12 protein-coding genes are annotated in these 17,455 nt (G+C 43.6%); 11 read left to right on the top strand and 1 reads right to left on the bottom strand.

Annotated elements, in window-relative coordinates; all coding sequences use genetic code 11:
* The first annotated feature begins 150 nt into the window (after positions 1–150).
* Entirely contained in the window at positions 151–1,167 is a 1,017-nt protein-coding gene (locus tag CLV27_RS03550; protein WP_132525893.1) for a nitrate- and nitrite sensing domain-containing protein, read from the top strand.
* Between the two features lie 8 nt (positions 1,168–1,175).
* On the opposite strand, the gene CLV27_RS03555 is transcribed toward CLV27_RS03550, so the two are convergent.
* Positions 1,176–2,354 carry an RtcB family protein gene (locus CLV27_RS03555; RefSeq protein ID WP_132525895.1) on the bottom strand — a complete coding sequence of 393 codons (1,179 nt, stop codon included), beginning with the start codon at positions 2,352–2,354 and terminating at the stop codon, positions 1,176–1,178.
* Between the two features lie 234 nt (positions 2,355–2,588).
* On the opposite strand from CLV27_RS03555, the gene CLV27_RS03560 reads away from it, so the two are divergent.
* The 10 genes from CLV27_RS03560 to CLV27_RS03600 all read left to right on the top strand — a co-directional run bounded on the left by CLV27_RS03560 (position 2,589) and on the right by CLV27_RS03600 (position 17,452).
* The gene (locus CLV27_RS03560) at positions 2,589–3,116 is read left to right on the top strand and encodes a GTP-binding protein (protein WP_165863671.1); all 528 of its coding nucleotides are present in this window, start codon (positions 2,589–2,591) and stop codon (positions 3,114–3,116) included.
* Positions 3,117–3,243: 127 nt separating this feature from the next.
* The gene (locus CLV27_RS03565) at positions 3,244–5,196 is read left to right on the top strand and encodes an aconitate hydratase (protein ID WP_132525899.1); all 1,953 of its coding nucleotides are present in this window, start codon (positions 3,244–3,246) and stop codon (positions 5,194–5,196) included.
* Between the two features lie 68 nt (positions 5,197–5,264).
* A complete protein-coding gene (locus CLV27_RS03570; RefSeq protein WP_132525901.1) occupies positions 5,265–7,472 on the top strand; it encodes an NADP-dependent isocitrate dehydrogenase in 2,208 nt (735 codons plus the stop codon).
* 67 nt (positions 7,473–7,539) lie between these two features.
* Complete coding sequence (locus CLV27_RS03575) at positions 7,540–8,841, top strand: ATP citrate lyase citrate-binding domain-containing protein (protein ID WP_132525903.1); 1,302 nt, start codon at positions 7,540–7,542, stop codon at positions 8,839–8,841.
* Positions 8,842–8,856: 15 nt separating this feature from the next.
* Positions 8,857–10,707 carry a citrate/2-methylcitrate synthase gene (locus CLV27_RS03580; protein WP_132525905.1) on the top strand — a complete coding sequence of 617 codons (1,851 nt, stop codon included), beginning with the start codon at positions 8,857–8,859 and terminating at the stop codon, positions 10,705–10,707.
* A gap of 780 nt (positions 10,708–11,487) precedes the next feature.
* Positions 11,488–11,637 carry a hypothetical protein gene (locus tag CLV27_RS08490; protein WP_165863672.1) on the top strand — a complete coding sequence of 50 codons (150 nt, stop codon included), beginning with the start codon at positions 11,488–11,490 and terminating at the stop codon, positions 11,635–11,637.
* Positions 11,634–11,840 (top strand): hypothetical protein, encoded by a 207-nt coding sequence (locus tag CLV27_RS03585; RefSeq protein WP_132525907.1) that lies wholly within the window; start codon positions 11,634–11,636, stop codon positions 11,838–11,840. The genes CLV27_RS08490 and CLV27_RS03585 overlap by 4 nt, the downstream gene beginning before the upstream one ends.
* A gap of 9 nt (positions 11,841–11,849) precedes the next feature.
* Complete coding sequence (locus CLV27_RS03590; protein ID WP_132525909.1) at positions 11,850–16,058, top strand: RHS repeat-associated core domain-containing protein; 4,209 nt, start codon at positions 11,850–11,852, stop codon at positions 16,056–16,058.
* Positions 16,055–16,780 carry a hypothetical protein gene (locus tag CLV27_RS03595; RefSeq protein WP_132525911.1) on the top strand — a complete coding sequence of 242 codons (726 nt, stop codon included), beginning with the start codon at positions 16,055–16,057 and terminating at the stop codon, positions 16,778–16,780. Before CLV27_RS03590 ends, CLV27_RS03595 begins: the two co-directional genes overlap by 4 nt.
* 429 nt (positions 16,781–17,209) lie before the next feature.
* Positions 17,210–17,452 carry a hypothetical protein gene (locus CLV27_RS03600; RefSeq protein WP_132525913.1) on the top strand — a complete coding sequence of 81 codons (243 nt, stop codon included), beginning with the start codon at positions 17,210–17,212 and terminating at the stop codon, positions 17,450–17,452.
* Positions 17,453–17,455 lie beyond the last annotated feature (3 nt).

Consider the following 17,455-nt stretch of genomic DNA (forward strand, 5'->3'; position numbering starts at 1 on the left):
TAAAACTGCTGCTTTAGAGTTAGAGTTGGGGGGCTCTGCCCCCTTTATTTTTTTTTATGGGGGTTGCAAGTTTGTAGAAAAAATTTATATTAAATTCCCCTAATCTTCGTTTAATATTTAATCTACAAAAACTCATACAGGGAGGTAACAATGGCTTCTCCTCAGGACGCCAAGGGGAGGATTACAGTCCTCACTGTAGTTCCCCTAATTGTCGTTCTTATCTTCGCCTATTTCTTGATATCTGAGAGTTTCAAGCAAGTCAAGAGTGCAGAGTCCCTTGAGAAGGGCATCATACTATCAACGAAGATTTCTGCCGTAGTTCACGAGCTTCAGAAGGAAAGGGGAAGGAGTGCAGGTTTCCTCGGTAGCGGCGGAAAGGAGTTTAAGGAGGAGCTCCGAGAACAGAGGCTTTTGACCGATAAGGCGATTTCAGAGCTTAAAGCTGTCGTTGATAAAGAGTACCTCGCAGCTCTACCGGAAGAGACAAGGAGGGTAATTGAGCGTGTTGTATCTGATGAGCTGAACAGCGTTAGCGAGATAAGGAATAAGGTTGATAGAAAGGAGATAACTCTAAAGGAAGCTGTTAGCTTTTATACAAGACTGAACAATGAACTCATTGATGCTATTGGTGAGATTGCTAAGGTAAGTGACAATGCAGGTATTACAAGAGAGCTTGCTGCCTATGCTGATTTCCTCTATGCCAAAGAAAAAATGGGACTTGAGAGAGCTATTCTCTCTGTTGCCTTTGCCCGCGATAGGTTTGACCTCTCCCTCTTTAAGAGGTTCGTTAATCTCCTTGCGCAGCAGAAGGCCTTTATTAAGTCCTTTGAGCTTGTAGCTCCAGATAACGTCGTTGAATACTACAGGAAGACAGTTGTATCTTCCACTCCGGCAGGAGAGGTATCTAAGCTTGAGAGGCTTGCCCTTTCTTCACCTTTTGACGGAGGATTTAACGTTGACCCGAACTACTGGTTTGGCGTGATTACTGACAAGATAGACCTTATGAAAAAGGTTGAGGACTACATCTCCCGTGACCTCATCTCAAGGGTTGACGTTGTGAAGGAAAGCTCCAAGGGTAAGCTGATGATGGCTATTGTCCTTTCCGCTATATCTGTTGTAGTAGTTCTTGGAATTAGACTAACAATGGGAAGGAGTTCTGAAGGGTAGGGGGCTCCCTACCCTTTTAAGTTATATATCGGTCTGATAAATCTTTCCACTTCTACGGTCTTTGGTAGGAATTCAAGAATCTCCTTGGGGTCTTTGTAGGCGAAGGGAGCTTCGTCTAAGGTATCTTTATTTACGGTTGTTGAGAAAACTCCTGCCTCTTCAACAGCTTTCCTGAAATCGCTTACTGTAAACTGTTCCTTTGCCTTTCTCCTGCTAACCTTCCTTCCGGCTCCGTGGGGGGCGGAGAAGTTTAATTCCCTTATTCCTTTTCCTCTTCCAATGATTAGTCCCGTTGTTAAGTTAAAGGGAATAACAACTCTTTCGCCCCTATGGGCGGATATTGCTCCTTTCCTCACGCACATGTCCCTTTCAAGGTCTATATAGTTGTGAACGCTCTTTATGACTTTATTTTCGTTAAACTCCTGTCCGAAAAACTCTTCAACGATTAGCTTTAGAATCATCCTCCTGTTAAGGTCCGCATACTTTTGAGCCAGTTTCATTGCCCTTAGGTATTCCCTTCCACCCTTGTTGAGGGGGAGAAAGGATAAGTCTGCCGGAATGTCAGAGAACCTCTTCTTTGTATATTCCTTTGCTTTCCTCTGGAAGTGGTTGCAGACCCTTAAGCCCAAGTTCCTTGAACCTGAGTGGACTGTTAGGTAGAGCTCCCCGCTTTCCGTATCGTAACCAAGCTCCAAGAAATGGTTACCGCTACCGAGCGTTCCCACCTGCAGGATAGGGTCTTGTAGGTCTATCTTGTAGGTGTTTATGAGGATGGACTTAATTTCTGAAAGGAGCTCCTTATCCTCCTTACTCAATGGCAGCTTCTTTGCGTTTGACTTTGTCCTTGATGTAAGCCCAATGGGAATTCTTCCCTTTACAAAAGCGTCAAACTTTGGAAGGTTTAGGCTCTCCTTTGGGTTTTCCTTATCAACTTTTATTCCAAGGGGGTATGTATAGACCCCACAGCCTATATCAACGCCGACAATATTCGGGATTACAACTTCATCAAAGTACCCCGTAAACCCTATAACGCAACCCTTACCGGCGTGGCAATCAGGCATTATGACTATCTTGTCCCTGAAGAAAGGTAGGTCCTTTATCCTTTCAATCTGCGCTCTTACTTCCGGTTCTATCTCCTTTGCGTAAACGTATATAGGTATCCTTCCTTCAATTACCGTTGGTTCCATCTTTCCTCCCGGAAAGTGTGTTGCCCTTAATAACTTACGTGGATTTTGATACACTGTCCACTTGTTTGCTGGTATTGTTGTGAAATTGTTGTAAAATTTCGGCTGGGGGAATTTTTAAAAAAATCTAGTAAATAGGGGTGGAAAATGGCGCTTGTAAATCAAGGAAAAAGGGAAATTAACCTAAAAATAATTTACTGGGGGCCAGGGGGCGGAGGAAAAACTAAAAATATTTTAATGTTAGATAAGTTGCTTAACGGGGGAGAAGGTAGGGTTGTAACACTTTCTGGGAGAATGGGAAGGACTGTTTTCTTTGATTTTAATCCTGTTGAGAAAAAACTTCCCGGAGGATATACGCTTAGGTACTCTATTTATACGATTCCGGGACAGGACATTTACGCAAAAACAAGGGAAATCCTAATAAGGGGGGCAGACGGTTTTGTTTTTGTAGTTGATTCACGGAAAAAACGTCTTGAGGCTAACGTGAACTCTATGGAGGAGCTCTCTTCTCTTCTCAGAAAGTTTGGCAGGTTGTCAGTTCCTCTCGTTATCCAGTACAACAAGAGGGACCTTCCGGATGCTCTTCCTGTAGATGTTTTAAGGAAGAACCTCAATACCGCCGGCTATCCAGAAGTGGAAGCCGTTGCTTCAAAGGGTATAGGCGTTAGGGAGACCTTTAACCTTATAGCCAAACTGTCATTTTCTCACTTCCTCGTTAGTGCCTCCCTTAGGGTCCACAGGTCTGGAGAATCTGTCGGGGGATAGTACAAATTTCCCCCTTCCTGCCACTTGAAATTTTTACAAATTTTTAACATAATTTTCACGACTTTTTAGGTACCCTTGAGTGTGACTTTGCACGTAATATAAGAAATATATGATACAAGGAGGAGAAATGGGACTGAACATCGTCCAGAAGATTATCAAGACCCACCTCGTTGAAGGGGACATGACTCCCGGAAAGCCCATAGCCATCAGGATTGACCAGACCCTCACACAGGACGCTACGGGAACGATGGCTTACCTCCACTTTGAGGCTATGGGACTTCCAAAGGTTCAAACAGAACTCTCTGTTTCTTACGTTGACCACAACACACTTCAGGCTGGAGGACCTGAGAACGCCAACGACCACCTCTTTCTTCAGACAGTAGCAGCCAAGTACGGTATTTACTTCTCAAAGGCCGGAAACGGTATTTGCCATCAGGTTCACCTTGAAAGGTTCGCAGTTCCCGGAAAGACCCTCCTTGGTTCTGACTCCCACACGCCAACTGCCGGCGGTATCGGAATGCTTGCAATCGGTGCCGGTGGAATGGACGTAGCCCTTGCTATGGCCGGAGAACCTTTCTACCTCACAATGCCAAAGGTTGTAAGGGTCAACCTCCACGGAAGGTTAAAGCCTTTCGTATCTGCTAAGGACATCATCTTAGAGCTCCTCAGAAGGCTCTCCGTTAAAGGTGGAGTTGGAAAGATATTTGAGTACGGTGGAGAAGGCGTTAAGTACCTCACAGTTCCTGAAAGGGCAACAATCACAAACATGGGAGCTGAGCTCGGAGCTACAACTTCTATTTTCCCAAGCGACGAGCAGACTTACCTCTTTATGAAAGCTCAGGGTAGGGAAGCTCAGTGGAGACCCCTTGAGGCAGACCCAGACGCTGAGTACGACGAGGTTATTGACATAGACCTTTCTGAGCTTGAGCCACTGATTGCATGTCCTCACATGCCCGACAACGTTAAGAAGGTTAAGGAAGTTGAAGGATTAAGAGTTCATCAGGTAGCTATCGGTTCCTGTACAAACTCCTCTTACAGGGACCTCAAGACTGTTGGTGAGATGTTCAGAAGAACCGGCAAGATGGTTCACCCACTCGTTTCTGCAGCTATCTCCCCCGGTTCTAAGCAAGTTCTCAGGATGATGGTTAAGGAAGGTTACTACGATGACTTCCTCAAGGCCGGATTCAGAATCCTTGAGTGTGCCTGCGGTCCATGTATCGGAATGGGATTTGCTCCACCTTCTGAGGGCGTATCCGTAAGAACCTTCAACAGGAACTTCTACGGCCGTTCCGGTACAAAGGACGCTCAGGTATACCTCGCTTCCCCAGAGACAGCAGCAGCTACTGCTATGAAGGGCGTTATCACAGACCCAAGAAGCCTTGGACTTGAAGAAATCAAGGTATTCCTCCCAGAGAAGTTTGAGATTGACGACTCCATGATTTTCGCTCCTGCTGCTGACCCAGACGAGGTTGAAGTTTACAAGGGTCCAACAATCAACTACGTTGGTTACAAAGAGCCCCTTGGCGACAAGCTTGAGGGAGAGGTTCTTCTCAAGGTTGGAGACAACATCACAACAGACCACATCATCCCCGGTGGAGCTAAGATACTGCCACTTCGTTCCAACATCCCTGCAATCTCTGAGTACGTATACTCCGTTGTAGATGAGACCTTCGCTAAGAGGGCTAAGGAGAAAGGTGGCGGGTTCATCGTTGGTGGTGAGAACTACGGACAGGGTTCTTCAAGGGAGCACGCTGCTATCGGTCCAATGTACCTCGGAATTAAGGCTGTAATTGCTAAATCCTTTGCAAGGATTCACCACGCAAACCTCATCAACTTCGGTATCCTTCCACTTGTATTCGTCAACCCTGAGGACTACGACAAGATTGACCAAGGAGACATCCTTGAGATAGACCTTTCAAACTTCGCTCCCGGCGAGGACAACATCATAACTGTAATCAACAGGACAAAGGGTATCTCCATTCCAACCAAGCACGGTCTCAACGAAAGACAGGTCAAGATTATCAAGGCCGGTGGCGTTCTCAAGTACGTTAAGGACAAGTTTGAGGGTAAACTCCAGTAATCCCGGGGGGCTCGTGCCCCCTTTCCTAAGAACTCCTGAAAACCAAAAAACATTAAAGGAGGAAAACTATGGCTAAAAGGCCAACTATTATCTGGACGAAGGTTGATGAAGCTCCGATGCTTGCGACCTACTCTCTCCTGCCAATTGTTAGAAACTTCGTAAAGCACGCTGGCGTAGACGTTGAGCTCAGAGACATCTCACTTGCAGGAAGGATTCTTGCCCAGTTTGGCTACCAGCCAGACGACCTTGCTTACCTTGGGGAGCTCGTTTGGAAGCCAGAAGCTAACATCATGAAGCTTCCAAACATCTCCGCATCCGTTCCACAGCTCATTGATGCTGTTAAGGAGCTCCAGTCCCAAGGTTACGACCTCCCCGACTTCCCAGAAGATCCACAGACAGAGGAAGAGAAGGAAATCAGGGCTAAGTACGACAAGTGTATCGGTAGCGTTGTTAACCCAGTTCTCAGGCAGGGTAACTCCGACAGGCGTATAGCTCCTCCTGTAAAAGAGTACGCTAAGAAGCACCCCCACAAGCTCGGAGAAGTTTCTCCGAAGTCTGAGAGCTACGTTGCTTATATGAAAAGCGGTGACTTCTACGAGCACGAGAAGTCCGTAACTATAGAGAAGGATACAAAGATCCGCTGGGAATTCGTTGACAAGAACGGCAACGTAACCGTTCTCAAAGAGGTAGAGGTTGGCAAGGGAGACGTTGTTGACGGAACTTATATGAGCAGGAAGAAGCTCAGGGAGTTCTTTGACGAGGTAATAAGGGACGCTAAAGAAAAAGGCATTCTCTTCTCCCTCCACGTTAAAGCTACTATGATGAAAGTTTCTGACCCTGTTATCTTTGGAGACGCTATCAGGGTTTACTACAAGAAGCTCTTTGAGAAGCACGGCAAGGAGCTTGAGGAAATCGGATTTGACCCCAACAAGGGACTTGTTGACCTTGAGAACAAGCTTTCAAAGCTCCCACCTGAGAAGCAGGAGGAAATCAAGAAGACAATAGAAGAAATCTACAAAGAGCAACCCGGCCTCTACATGGTAGACTCCGATAGGGGAATTACAAACCTCCACAGGCCAAACGACGTTATCATTGACAACTCTGTTCCATCCGTTATCAAGAACGGCCTCAAGGCTTGGGGACCGGACGGAAACACTTACGACTGTGTAATCACAGTCCCAGACCGCTCCTACGCTACTATGTACAGCGAAATCGTTGAGGACGTTAAGGTTCGCGGTCAGTTTGACCCAACAAAGGTGGGAACTGTTGCAAACATCGGTCTCATGGCTATGAAGGCCGAGGAGTACGGTTCCCACGACAAGACATTCTTCCCACCAGATGACGGAATCATCAGGATTGTTGACGAGGACGGAAACGTCCTCATGGAGCACGAGGTAGAGAAGGGCGACATCTACAGGAGCTGCATCACAAAGGACATCGCTATCCGCGACTGGATTAAGCTTGCCGTAACAAGGGCTAAAGAGCTAAAGATGCCAATCGTATTCTGGCTTGACTCCTTAAGGGCTCACGACAGGGAGCTCATCAAGAAGATTAGGGAAGAGCTTCCTAAGTACGACCTTGAAGGCGTTGAGTGGTACATCAAAGCTCCAAAGGATGCAATGAAGTTCACCCTTGAAAGGTTCCGTAACGGACTTGACACAATTGCAGTTACAGGAAACGTTCTCAGGGACTACCTCACAGACCTCTTCCCAATCATTGAGGTTGGAACAAGTGCAAGGGCTCTCTCCATCGTTCCTCTCATTGCCGGTGGTGGACTCTTTGAAACAGGTGCTGGTGGTTCTGCTCCAAGACACGTTCAGCAGTTCGTTAAGGAAGGTCACCTCAGGTGGGATAGCCTTGGTGAGTTCCTCGCATTCGTAGAGGCCCTCAAGCTCGCCTACAAGCAGTCCGGAGAGGAGAACAAGAGAATCCTCATCATGGCAGATACACTTTCCAAGGCTGTAAGCCGTTACCTTGACACTGACAAGACACCTAAGCGTAAGGTTGGACAGCTTGACACCCGCGGTAGCCACTACTGGCTTGCCCGCTACTGGGCAGAGGAACTTGCTAACCAGACAGAAGATCCGGAGCTTGCCGAAATCTTCAAGCCTGTAGCTCAGAAGCTTGCCGAGAACGAAGAGAAGATTCTCTCTGAGATTGCTGCTACAGAAGGTTCTCCGAAGGACATCGGAGGTTACTACCATCCAGACGACGCCAAGGCCGAAGCTGCAATGAGGCCAAGCAAGACCTTCAACGAGATAATTGACAACCTTTAAGCCTTTCGGGTGGGCTCTGCCCACCCATAATTAACGCAAAATCAATTGCGATTAAGGAGGAAAATAGATGGCTCAAAGGGGGATTAGAGAGTTTGACGGTAAGAGAATCCTTGCAGAGCACTGGAGCGAGTACTTTGCTCCAGAGTTTGAGTACGACTTTAAGTCAGTCCTCGTAACTCCACAGACAGACCTTGACAAGCTTCCCGAAGAGTACCCTTGGCTGAAAGAACTTCCACTCGTAGCAAAGCCCGACATGCTCTTTGGAAAGAGGGGTAAGCTCGGCCTCATTCTCTTTAAGAAGGAAAAGCCCTGTGACGTTGACTACGAGACGGTTAAAGAGTGGATTAAGCAGAAGATGCAGGAAGACGTTGAGATTAAAGGTAAGAAGGGTAAGCTTACCCACTTCCTCATTGAGCCATGCGTTCCTCACGCTCCAGAAGATGAGTACTACGTAGCTATTACTCTTGGCTACGAAGGTGACCACGTTTACATGTCCGCTTTTGGTGGAATTGATGTAGAGGAGAACTGGGACAAGGTAAGGGAAGTTGTTATTCCTGTACTTGCAAGCGATGAGGAAGCTGCCAAGCTCATAGAGGAGAACGTTCCTGAGGAAATCAAGAACAAGGAAAGGTACGCAGAGTTTGTAAAGAGGCTCTACAAGTTCTTCAAGGATATGCACTTTGCTTACCTTGAAATCAACCCACTTGTAATGGTTGGCAACAAGATTTACCCACTTGACTTTGTCGGAAGGCTTGACGATACTGCCCAGTTCCTCGTTGGTAGGAAGTGGGGAGACATTGAGTTCCCAGCAGGGTTTGGTGGAGAGCTCTCTCCAGAAGAAAAGTACATCAAGGAGATGGACGAAAAGTCCGGTGCATCCTTAAAGCTCACAATCCTCAACCCTGAGGGTAGAATTTGGACGCTTGTAGCCGGTGGTGGTGCATCCGTAGTTTACGCTGATACAGTTGCAGACCTTGGTTACGTTCACGAGCTTGCAAACTACGGTGAGTACTCCGGTAACCCATCAAGGGCTGAAACGAGGGAGTACGTTAAGACTGTTCTTGACCTCATGACAAGGAAGAAAGACCCCAAGGGAAGACCAAAGATACTTATCATTGGTGGTGCTATCGCAAACTTCACGGACGTTGCAAAGACCTTTGATGGAATCATTGATGCTTTCAAAGAGTACGCCGACAAGATGAAGGAAGTTGGCGTTAAGATTTACGTTCGCCGTGGTGGTCCTAACTACGAGGTAGGTCTTGCAAGGATTAAGAAAGCAGCTGAAGAACTTGGCCTTCCTATAGAGGTTTACGGTCCAGAAACTCACATGACGGCTATCGTCAAGAAAGCTCTTGATGAAAATCCATAATCTGGAGGGAAGGTAATGAGCAGACCCGATTACATACTCTTTGACAGGAATACAAAGGCGATTTTCTGGAACTTAAACAGGAACGCCATCCAGAGGATGCTTGACTACGACTACATCGTTGGAAGGCCACCTTCCATCGTAGCAATCGTTGCTCCTACACAGAGCAGGAAGTTTGAAAAGTTCTTCTACGGAACTCAGGAAATCATAATCCCACTTTACAGGTCTACCGTTGAGGCTGCAGAGGCACACCCTGAGGCCGACGTTCTTGTAAACTTTGCGTCCTTCAGGACTGCTTACGACGTAACAATTGAAGCCCTCAACATCCCGACAATCAGGACTGTTGCAATTACAGCTGAAGGTATTCCTGAAAGGCTTGCAAGGGACATGGCCTACAGGGCCAAGTCTATGGGTAAGTGGATAATCGGTCCTGCTACCGTTGGTGGTATCTCTGCCGGAGCTTTCAGGATTGGAAACGCCGGTGGAACAATTGAGAACATCGTTAAGTCCAAGCTCCACAGACCCGGCTCCTGCGGTCTTGTAACCCGTTCCGGTGGACTCTTCAACGAGCTCTCCAACATCATCGCAAGGAACGCCGACGGTATCGTTGAAGGTATCGCTATCGGTGGTGACAGATTCCCCGGTTCAGACTTCCTTGACCACCTTCTCAGGTTCCAGAAGAACCCACAGGTTAAGTACATGATTATGCTCGGAGAGGTTGGTGGAGAGCTTGAGTACAAGGTAGTAGAGGCTCTTGAGAAGGGGCTCATCACCAAACCTCTCATCGCTTGGTGTATCGGAACAATCGCTAAGCACTTTGGCGGTGAGGTTCAGTTCGGTCACGCCGGTGCTAAGGCCGGTGCTGACAGGGAAACTGCCGACGCCAAGAACAGGGCTCTCAGGGAGGCCGGAGCTCTCGTTCCAGACTCCTTCAACGATATTCCTGACCTCATCAGGCAGGTTTACGAGGACCTCAAGGCTAAGGGAGAGATTGCAGAGATTGAAGAACCTGAAGTTCCTCCAATGCCTGAGGACTTTGCTAAGGCGGTTAAGGCCGGAAAGGTTCGTAAGCCTACAAACTTCATCTGTACAATCTCTGACGACAGGGGCGAAGAGGCTACCTACTGCGGTGTTCCAATCTCTGAGGTTATTGAAAGGGATTTCTCCATTGCCGACGTTATCGGTCTCCTCTGGTTCAAAAGGAAGTTCCCAGAGTGGGCTTCTAAGTTCATTGACATGGTAATTAAGGTTGTTGCAGACCACGGTCCTGCAGTTTCCGGTGCTCACAACGCAAAAGTAACTGCAAGGGCTGGAAAGGACCTCATGTCCTGTCTTGCAACAGCTATTCTTACAATCGGTCCACGCTTTGGTGGAGCTATTGACGGAGCTGCCAAGTACTTCAAGATGGCTAAAGAGAAGGGAATGGACCCCTACGAGTTTGTTGAGTACATGAAGAAGGTTGAGAAGAAGCCAATCCCCGGTATCGGACACAGGATTAAGTCCACTAAGAACCCCGACAAGAGGGTGGAGCTCCTCAAGAACTACGCTAAGCAGAACTTCCCATCTACGGAGCTCCTTGACTACGCCCTTGAGGTAGAGAAGGTAACAACAGCCAAGAAGGAGAACCTCATCCTCAACGTTGACGGAACAATCGGCGTTCTCCTCGTTGATATGTTCAGAAACCTCGGCTACTCTGAGGCCGAGATTGACGAGCTCATAGAGGCCGGTGCATTCAACGCCTTCTTCGTTCTTGGCCGTTCCATCGGATTCATCGGCCACATCCTTGACGAGAAGCGCCTCGCCATGCCTCTTTACAGACATCCATGGGACGACATCCTCTACGACGTCAAGAGGCCAGAAGGCGTTTAACGGATATATTCATACCGTTGAAAGGGGGGGCATAAGCCCCCCTTTTTTATTTTGAGTGGCTTTTTGGCTGAAAGGAAACAAAGGCTTATAGGTTGATGAGATTAAGCTAAATTGAAGTTAAACATTGACCAATTTGTACAGTAGTAAAACTAAGTGAAGTTACGTGCTGTAGGACTTTGTTCTGTATGGTACGAGGAGCCGGGAAGGTTTCCCAAATTAGATAATTTAGAAATGTACTTTGGAAACAAGGATAAGGAATGCTAAACAGATAATCAGGAGTAGTGTTAGGATTAATGGAAGGGTTGAAAAGGCGAAGACGAATAGGACGAGTATAAACGTTTTCATTTTGGCTTACCTCCTTTACAAGGTTTTGAAATTTTTACAGGGTTTTGAAATTTTCCCCTTCATAGGTACTAAACAATCAAAACGTGGAAATTCGGACTGCTGAAAGGTTAAAATACCCTCACTGTGGAAAGAGAGTGGGGGAAGTACAACAGAGAGCTTATAAGAAGAGGAGAAATCCACAAGACTTTGTAGTAGTTCTTGACTCATCAGGTCTAAAAATAACCAACAAAGGGAAGTGGTTAAGGAGGAAATTGGAAAAGAGACCGAGAAGAAGATAGATGAAGATACACGTGGCGTTTGATATGGCACACATGAATTTTTTCTGTGCTTGAGAAAAGAGAGAATAGAGCCGGAGGTACTTGTGAGGAATGGAGTAGGGGTAGGAGGTTATCTGTATAGAGAGTTAATTCGCGTAATAAGGGAAAGGAAACGGAAATGGAAAAGGTAAGAGGTGGCTTGGAGAGTATGTTTCCAGAGTTAAATTTGAGAGCATCAAGAGAGAACTCTTCATTAAGACTTGACGACAGAAGTTTTATTCTTTATAATACCCCTAAATTAGGGGGAATACTGAGGGAGGAGGTATGAGATTTGCTATTCTCTTTCTTATAGGAATACCTGTTTTCTCTATATTCCTTAGTTCCTGTGGTATTGGATTTTTTGAGAGTAGATATGTTTATGACAACCAGAATAGACTTGAGAGGGAAGAGTATAAGAGCGTTTCGGAGCATAAAGAGTTAAGGTTCATATATGACAATAACGGGAACATTATTGAGGTTCGTACAAACTAAGAGGGGGGAATGATGAGGAGGCTCCTTGCGGTAATAATCGTTGCTTTTTCTGTACTTCTTTTAAACTTTACTTCCTCCTTTTCTACGGAATTTTCAGGAGCTTATATTAACTATCCTGATCCTGTAATAAGGCAGATAGATTCGTTGTTTGAGAAGGGGAAGTTTTCAGAGGCAAAAGAAATCATAGAAAGAATCTTAGCAAAGCCTGAAAACTATAAACCGGAGGAAGTTGCCTTTGCCTATTTGAGGTTAGGATTACTGTATAAATATGATGCTAACTTTGATGAGGCTATTCGTCATTATCAGAAAGCGATAGAGATTTCTCCCGATTTAAAGATAACTAATGATGCAAAGACTCATTTAGCAACGGTTTATTTTTATTTAGGGCGTTTGGATGATGCTGAGAGGTTATTACGAGAGGTTCTTAAAAATACTAAGGACGAAAGACAAATAAAGTTTTGTAACTATTGGTTAAGATATATAAGGAAAATCAAGGAATACCAGAGTAGCTTTGGGCCTTTATCTTTTTCATGCGGAAAAGGTTCGCTTCTTGCTGTAGTGGAGAAGCTCAATTTGCCCATAAGGTGGGAAGAGATAGTCAAATTATCTGTGAGTAATAAGGGTATAAGCTTAGCTGAATTGAAGAACTTTCTTGAGAGGAAAGGAGTAAAAGTAAAGATTGTCAAGGCTAAATTAGAGGAATTGGCAAAAACTTCAAAACCTAAAATAGTACTTGTGAAGGGGAAGCACTATGTGGTTTTGTTGGGAAAGAAAGGAGCAGATGTAGCTTATCTTGATCCTGCCAAAGGAAAGAAGGTTTTAGTAGAAAATATAAAAATTTTTAAGAAGAAGTTTACAGGATATGCTTTAGTTTTTGATGAAGGAAACTATAAAGAAGTAAGTCCAAAATTAGCAAAAAAGTTGTTCGGAGCCTACTGTTGGTGTTGTCCACCGGGAGAGTTGGGAGGGCCGGATGATAATCCAAATACCGAGTATGAGAGTACAGATTGTGGAAGTTCAATGGGACTTCCGTCTATACTCACAAATATGGCCACTTTGAATTTAGTTATTTCTGACGTGGACTTTAGGTATAGACATTATGGAATAGAATTTCTACTTAAGAGGACTTACAATGCTGATTCACCCCACGTTTCAATTTTTGGTAAAGGTTGGAGTTGGTATTATGGAGCAAGGCTGAGGAAGACACCTTCGGGAAATGTAGACTATTACACTCCTACTGGAAGGATAGTTCATTTCTATTACAATGAAAGTACAGGGGATTTCATTCCTGAGTATGGTTTTGCTGATAGACTGTGGAAGGAAGGGGATAGATATATCCTTTATAGAAAACTTGATAGATTATACTGGGTTTTTGATGACATAGGTAGATTGATTGAAGTGAGGGATAGAAATGGAAATTACATAAGGTTTGAATATCAGGATGATAGTGTTCCTTTCAAGCCCATAAAAATTGTAGATTCGGCAGGAAGAGAAATACTTGTAGAGTACAATAATTTAGGATATGTAAGCAAGATTAAAACCTTTGATGGAATAACTATTACGTATGAGTATGATGAAAGAGGGCACTTAATAAGGAATGTAGATGCTTACGGGACAACTGTAGAGTATGTGTACGATAGGTATGGATACTTAGTAGAGCTAAGACTCCCTAACGGAACCTATAAGTTTCATTACTATACAACTTGGGAAGGATATGCTTTAACTGCCATAGAGTTGCCAAACGGGAAAGTTAAAAGATACGGAACGTGGAGAAGTCATTATAACACTCGTGTAGATTATCCTGATGGAACATGGGTTTCTTACTGGAACGTATATCCGGGTTGGACAGAAGAGGTGTTTAATGCAAAGGGTAGGATAGTTCTATACGGGTACAATGCGGATGGTTTTAGAAATGTGATAGTGGATGCAAGAGGGAATAGAGTTGAGCTGAGCTACGATGATAGAGGCAATATAACGAGGATTCAATATGCTGATGGTACGTATGAGGAATTTTCTTATAACGAATACGACCTCCCTACAAGGTACAGAGACAGGAATGGAAACGAGTACCAATTTAATTACGATGATAGAGGAAACTTAGTAGAGATAATTTATCCGGATGGCTTAAAAACTAAATTTGTTTATAACGATACTGGTTTGCCTGTAAAGGTAATAAATAGAGGAAATAAGAAAGTAACCTTAAAATACGATGAGTACGGTTACCCGTCAGAGATTACTTTGCCAAGTAAGAGGAGGTGGAGATTTGAGTATGATATACGGGGCAATCTCGTAAAAGTTACTGACGCTGAAGGGAATGCTTATGAATATACTTACGATAATTTACGTAGAGTGATTCAAGTCAAAGATCCACAGGGGAACATTTATTCCTTGGAGTACAATCACCGAAACTTAGTAAGGTACGTGGATCCTCTTGGGGGAGAAACAACGTACTTTTATGATCCTCTTGATCTTTTAACAAAGGTATGTAAAGGGGAGAACTGCTATTCTTACGAAAGAAACGAAGCAGGAAGGATAGTGGCATTAATTGATTATAACGGTAGTAGGTGGGAGATTCTAAGAGATATCGCTGGATATCCTGCAGGAATTAAAGATCCTTTGGGTAATGTTATACGGAAGGAATTTGATAACAATTATAGACTTTTGTCTGTAACGTTACCAAGGGGAGAAAAAATTACCTATACCTATGACAGTACTGGAAGATTGGTAAGGGTGAGTTATCCTGATGGAAATTATGAAGAATTTAGCTATGATGGGAACGGTAATGTCCTTGAAGCAACGAATAAAAATACAACGATTAGTATAGTTTATGATATTTTGAATAGACCGGTTAAGCTTAGGGATGAAACTCTTAACTTGGAGGTTTCTTATAAATACACTCGCGAAGGTTGGCTAAAGGAGATAGAGTACCCCGGCAAGTTTAAGGTTAAGTATAAGTATGACAAGGATGGGAATGTAAGGAAGATAAAGTTCAAGAAAGGGAAAATTAAGTATAAATATAGTAAAAGGGGTCTTTTAAAAGAAGCGAAAGTAGGAAAAGTAAAACTTAAATATACTTACGATGAGAGAGGTTTGCTGACTGATGTAGAGATAAGAGGAAGTAAGTTTGGAGAGTCCTATTTTGAATATAAACGTGATGCCTTAGGTAGGGTTTGGGGGCAGAAATACGTAGGACCTTTTGAGGAGATTGGTTTTATAGAACCGTTTGCCTTCAAGAACGCTCAGTATGATAAAGCATCTCAGCTTATAAGCTTTGAAACCACAATGGGTACGGAAAACTTTGAATATGACCAGTTGGGTAACTTGATAGCTTGGGATGGAAATTGTGGTAGGAGGGAATATAGGTACGGATACGACAACAAGTTGGAAAGTGTCAAGATAGGAGAGAAAGAGGTAAAGTTTTACTATACAGCTTTGGGATACCGTTGGAAGAAAGAGGTTGGAGATAAAGTTTATGAATACTTGTATGGAGTTGACGGTAACCTTCTTTACGAAAGGATTATTTATGACGGAAACATAAAAGAGGAAAGGTACTACATTTATATTCCGGGTAGCCTTGATAGACCGGTAGCTATGGTTGTTAAGAAGGGTAAAAAGTATGAGGTTTATTACTATATACACAACCATCAAGGTTCTGTTGTTGCTGTGGTTGACAGAAAAGGAAGAGTTGTGAATGTATATGATTATTGGTCGGATGGTAACTTCAGGTATATAGAGGAACAGATAGAGCAACCTTTCCTTTACACCGGTGCTTACTATGACAGAGAAACGGAACTTTACTATTTGAGAGCAAGGTACTATTCTCCAAAACTGAGAAGGTTTATTCAGAGGGATCCTATTCTATTTGAAGGTGGGATTAACCTTTACAACTATACAGGTTGTAATTTCGTTAACTATGGAGATTGGCAAGGAAAGCTTCCATTGCCAGTGACTCTAGTGGTAGTAGGAGCTGTAGTTTATAAAGGTTATAAGTTCGCTAAGTTTACTTATAAGTGTTATTTATGCCTTTCCAAGTTAAACAGTCCTGAAATGGTAGAGTGTAAAGAGAAATACAGTGATCCGGAAAGATGTTTAAATAGAAATGTTGCCTCTGTTTCCTATGAAGTTCTTAAGCATTGTTATCCTAAGGAATGTGACGAAGGTTGTATGGAACTACTTAAGTGGGTGTATCAGGCTTCTTGGAAGGGAGGAAGATTTTGAAAAGAAAAGGTTTTTTGGTATTTTCTTTAGCGGTGTTCTTCCTTTTTCAGACTTACAGGGGAATTTTTTTCTTTTTGGATGTGTTACGTCTAAATGGAGAGGAGGTTTTTCTAATTTTTTTTATAGGAACTATTTTGCTACTTTTGAGTATAGCTAAATTTTTTGTCTTACGGAGTTTTAAAGGTTTAGTTCTGTATGTAATGAGTTTTCTAGCATCCCTTTTCTTTTTTAGGGAGTGCTTTTCTTCTTTAGGCGGAGTTAGAATTGAAATTTTTGAACTAACAAAGCATGTTTCATGTTTTGGTTTTCTAACTTTCCTTGTGTCTCTATTTCTGTTTAGTTTTTTGATCAGTATTGCCGTTCTTATTCATTTAATAAAGTCTAAAGATTTCAAGTTTAGTTTGTTTGCGGCTGCTGTTTCTTTGTATTTAAGCTCTTTTATTATAAGGGCTGAAAAGGACTGGCTGATGCTTTTAGTTTACATAATTTTTGGAGTAATTCTGAGTCGTGGTAGGTACCTCGGAAAAGAGGCTGGAGACGAAAGATTTCTTTTCTTGGCTTTTACTATCTTTTTCGTTATTAGTATCATTACAAGTTTGGTAGCTTTGGTCTGGGAGGATACCTTTTACTTGGTAATTCTGGAAGTGTTGGAGTATATTTTAATTGAGCTGTTCCTTTTCTTGTTCGTTTTCTCTACTCGTAGGGAAGAACTCAAGGCATGAAAAGAAAATTGTTCCATATGTTCTTTTTTGTTTTTCTCTTCCTTGTTACGCTTGTTCCTTGGTTTATGGGTATTCCTAAGGAGAAAAAGGTGTTGTTATCGCTGAGTGAGTTCTATGCACTTTCTCCTCTTTTTGTATGGCTTCTTCGGGAGCTCTTCTCAGAAAAGATTTCCCAACCCATCAAAGAGGCTTTCGTTTTTGCTTATATAACGTTTCTTGGTTTGTCTTGTGCTTTCTTCGCCTTTTTTGGGGCAAACAACAACCCTAAGGAGGTTTATGAGTCGTTCTTGGAGTGGTTTGAAGTACCAGTGTTTGGTTCCTTAGGTACTTTTCTGATTTTGATTTTCGTCTTATCCCCAAAACTCAGGAAGTATGCTGATTAAGCTCAGGAGAGTTTTTGCTGTTTTGTTAAGTTTGCTGAGTTGCCTTTTGGTTTACGTAGGGACGGAGGATTTTGAGGCTGTTTACTGGCTTTTGGCGTACTACCTTGCCATTCCTTTGCCTCTTATCCTAATTCCCGACGTTTTGGGTAACATAACAGGAACGACTTTCGGAAGACCCGGGCCGATAGTAAACAAGAAGAGTCCTTCTGCTGTTTTGGAGCTCCTTGGCTGGTTCTTCCTCTTTTTCCCGCTTGCAATTTTCTTTGTGGAGATTTTAATTTTAAGCTGAGAA

The sequence above is a fragment of the Phorcysia thermohydrogeniphila genome (genome assembly GCF_004339575.1).
Lineage (GTDB): Bacteria > Aquificota > Aquificia > Desulfurobacteriales > Desulfurobacteriaceae > Phorcysia > Phorcysia thermohydrogeniphila.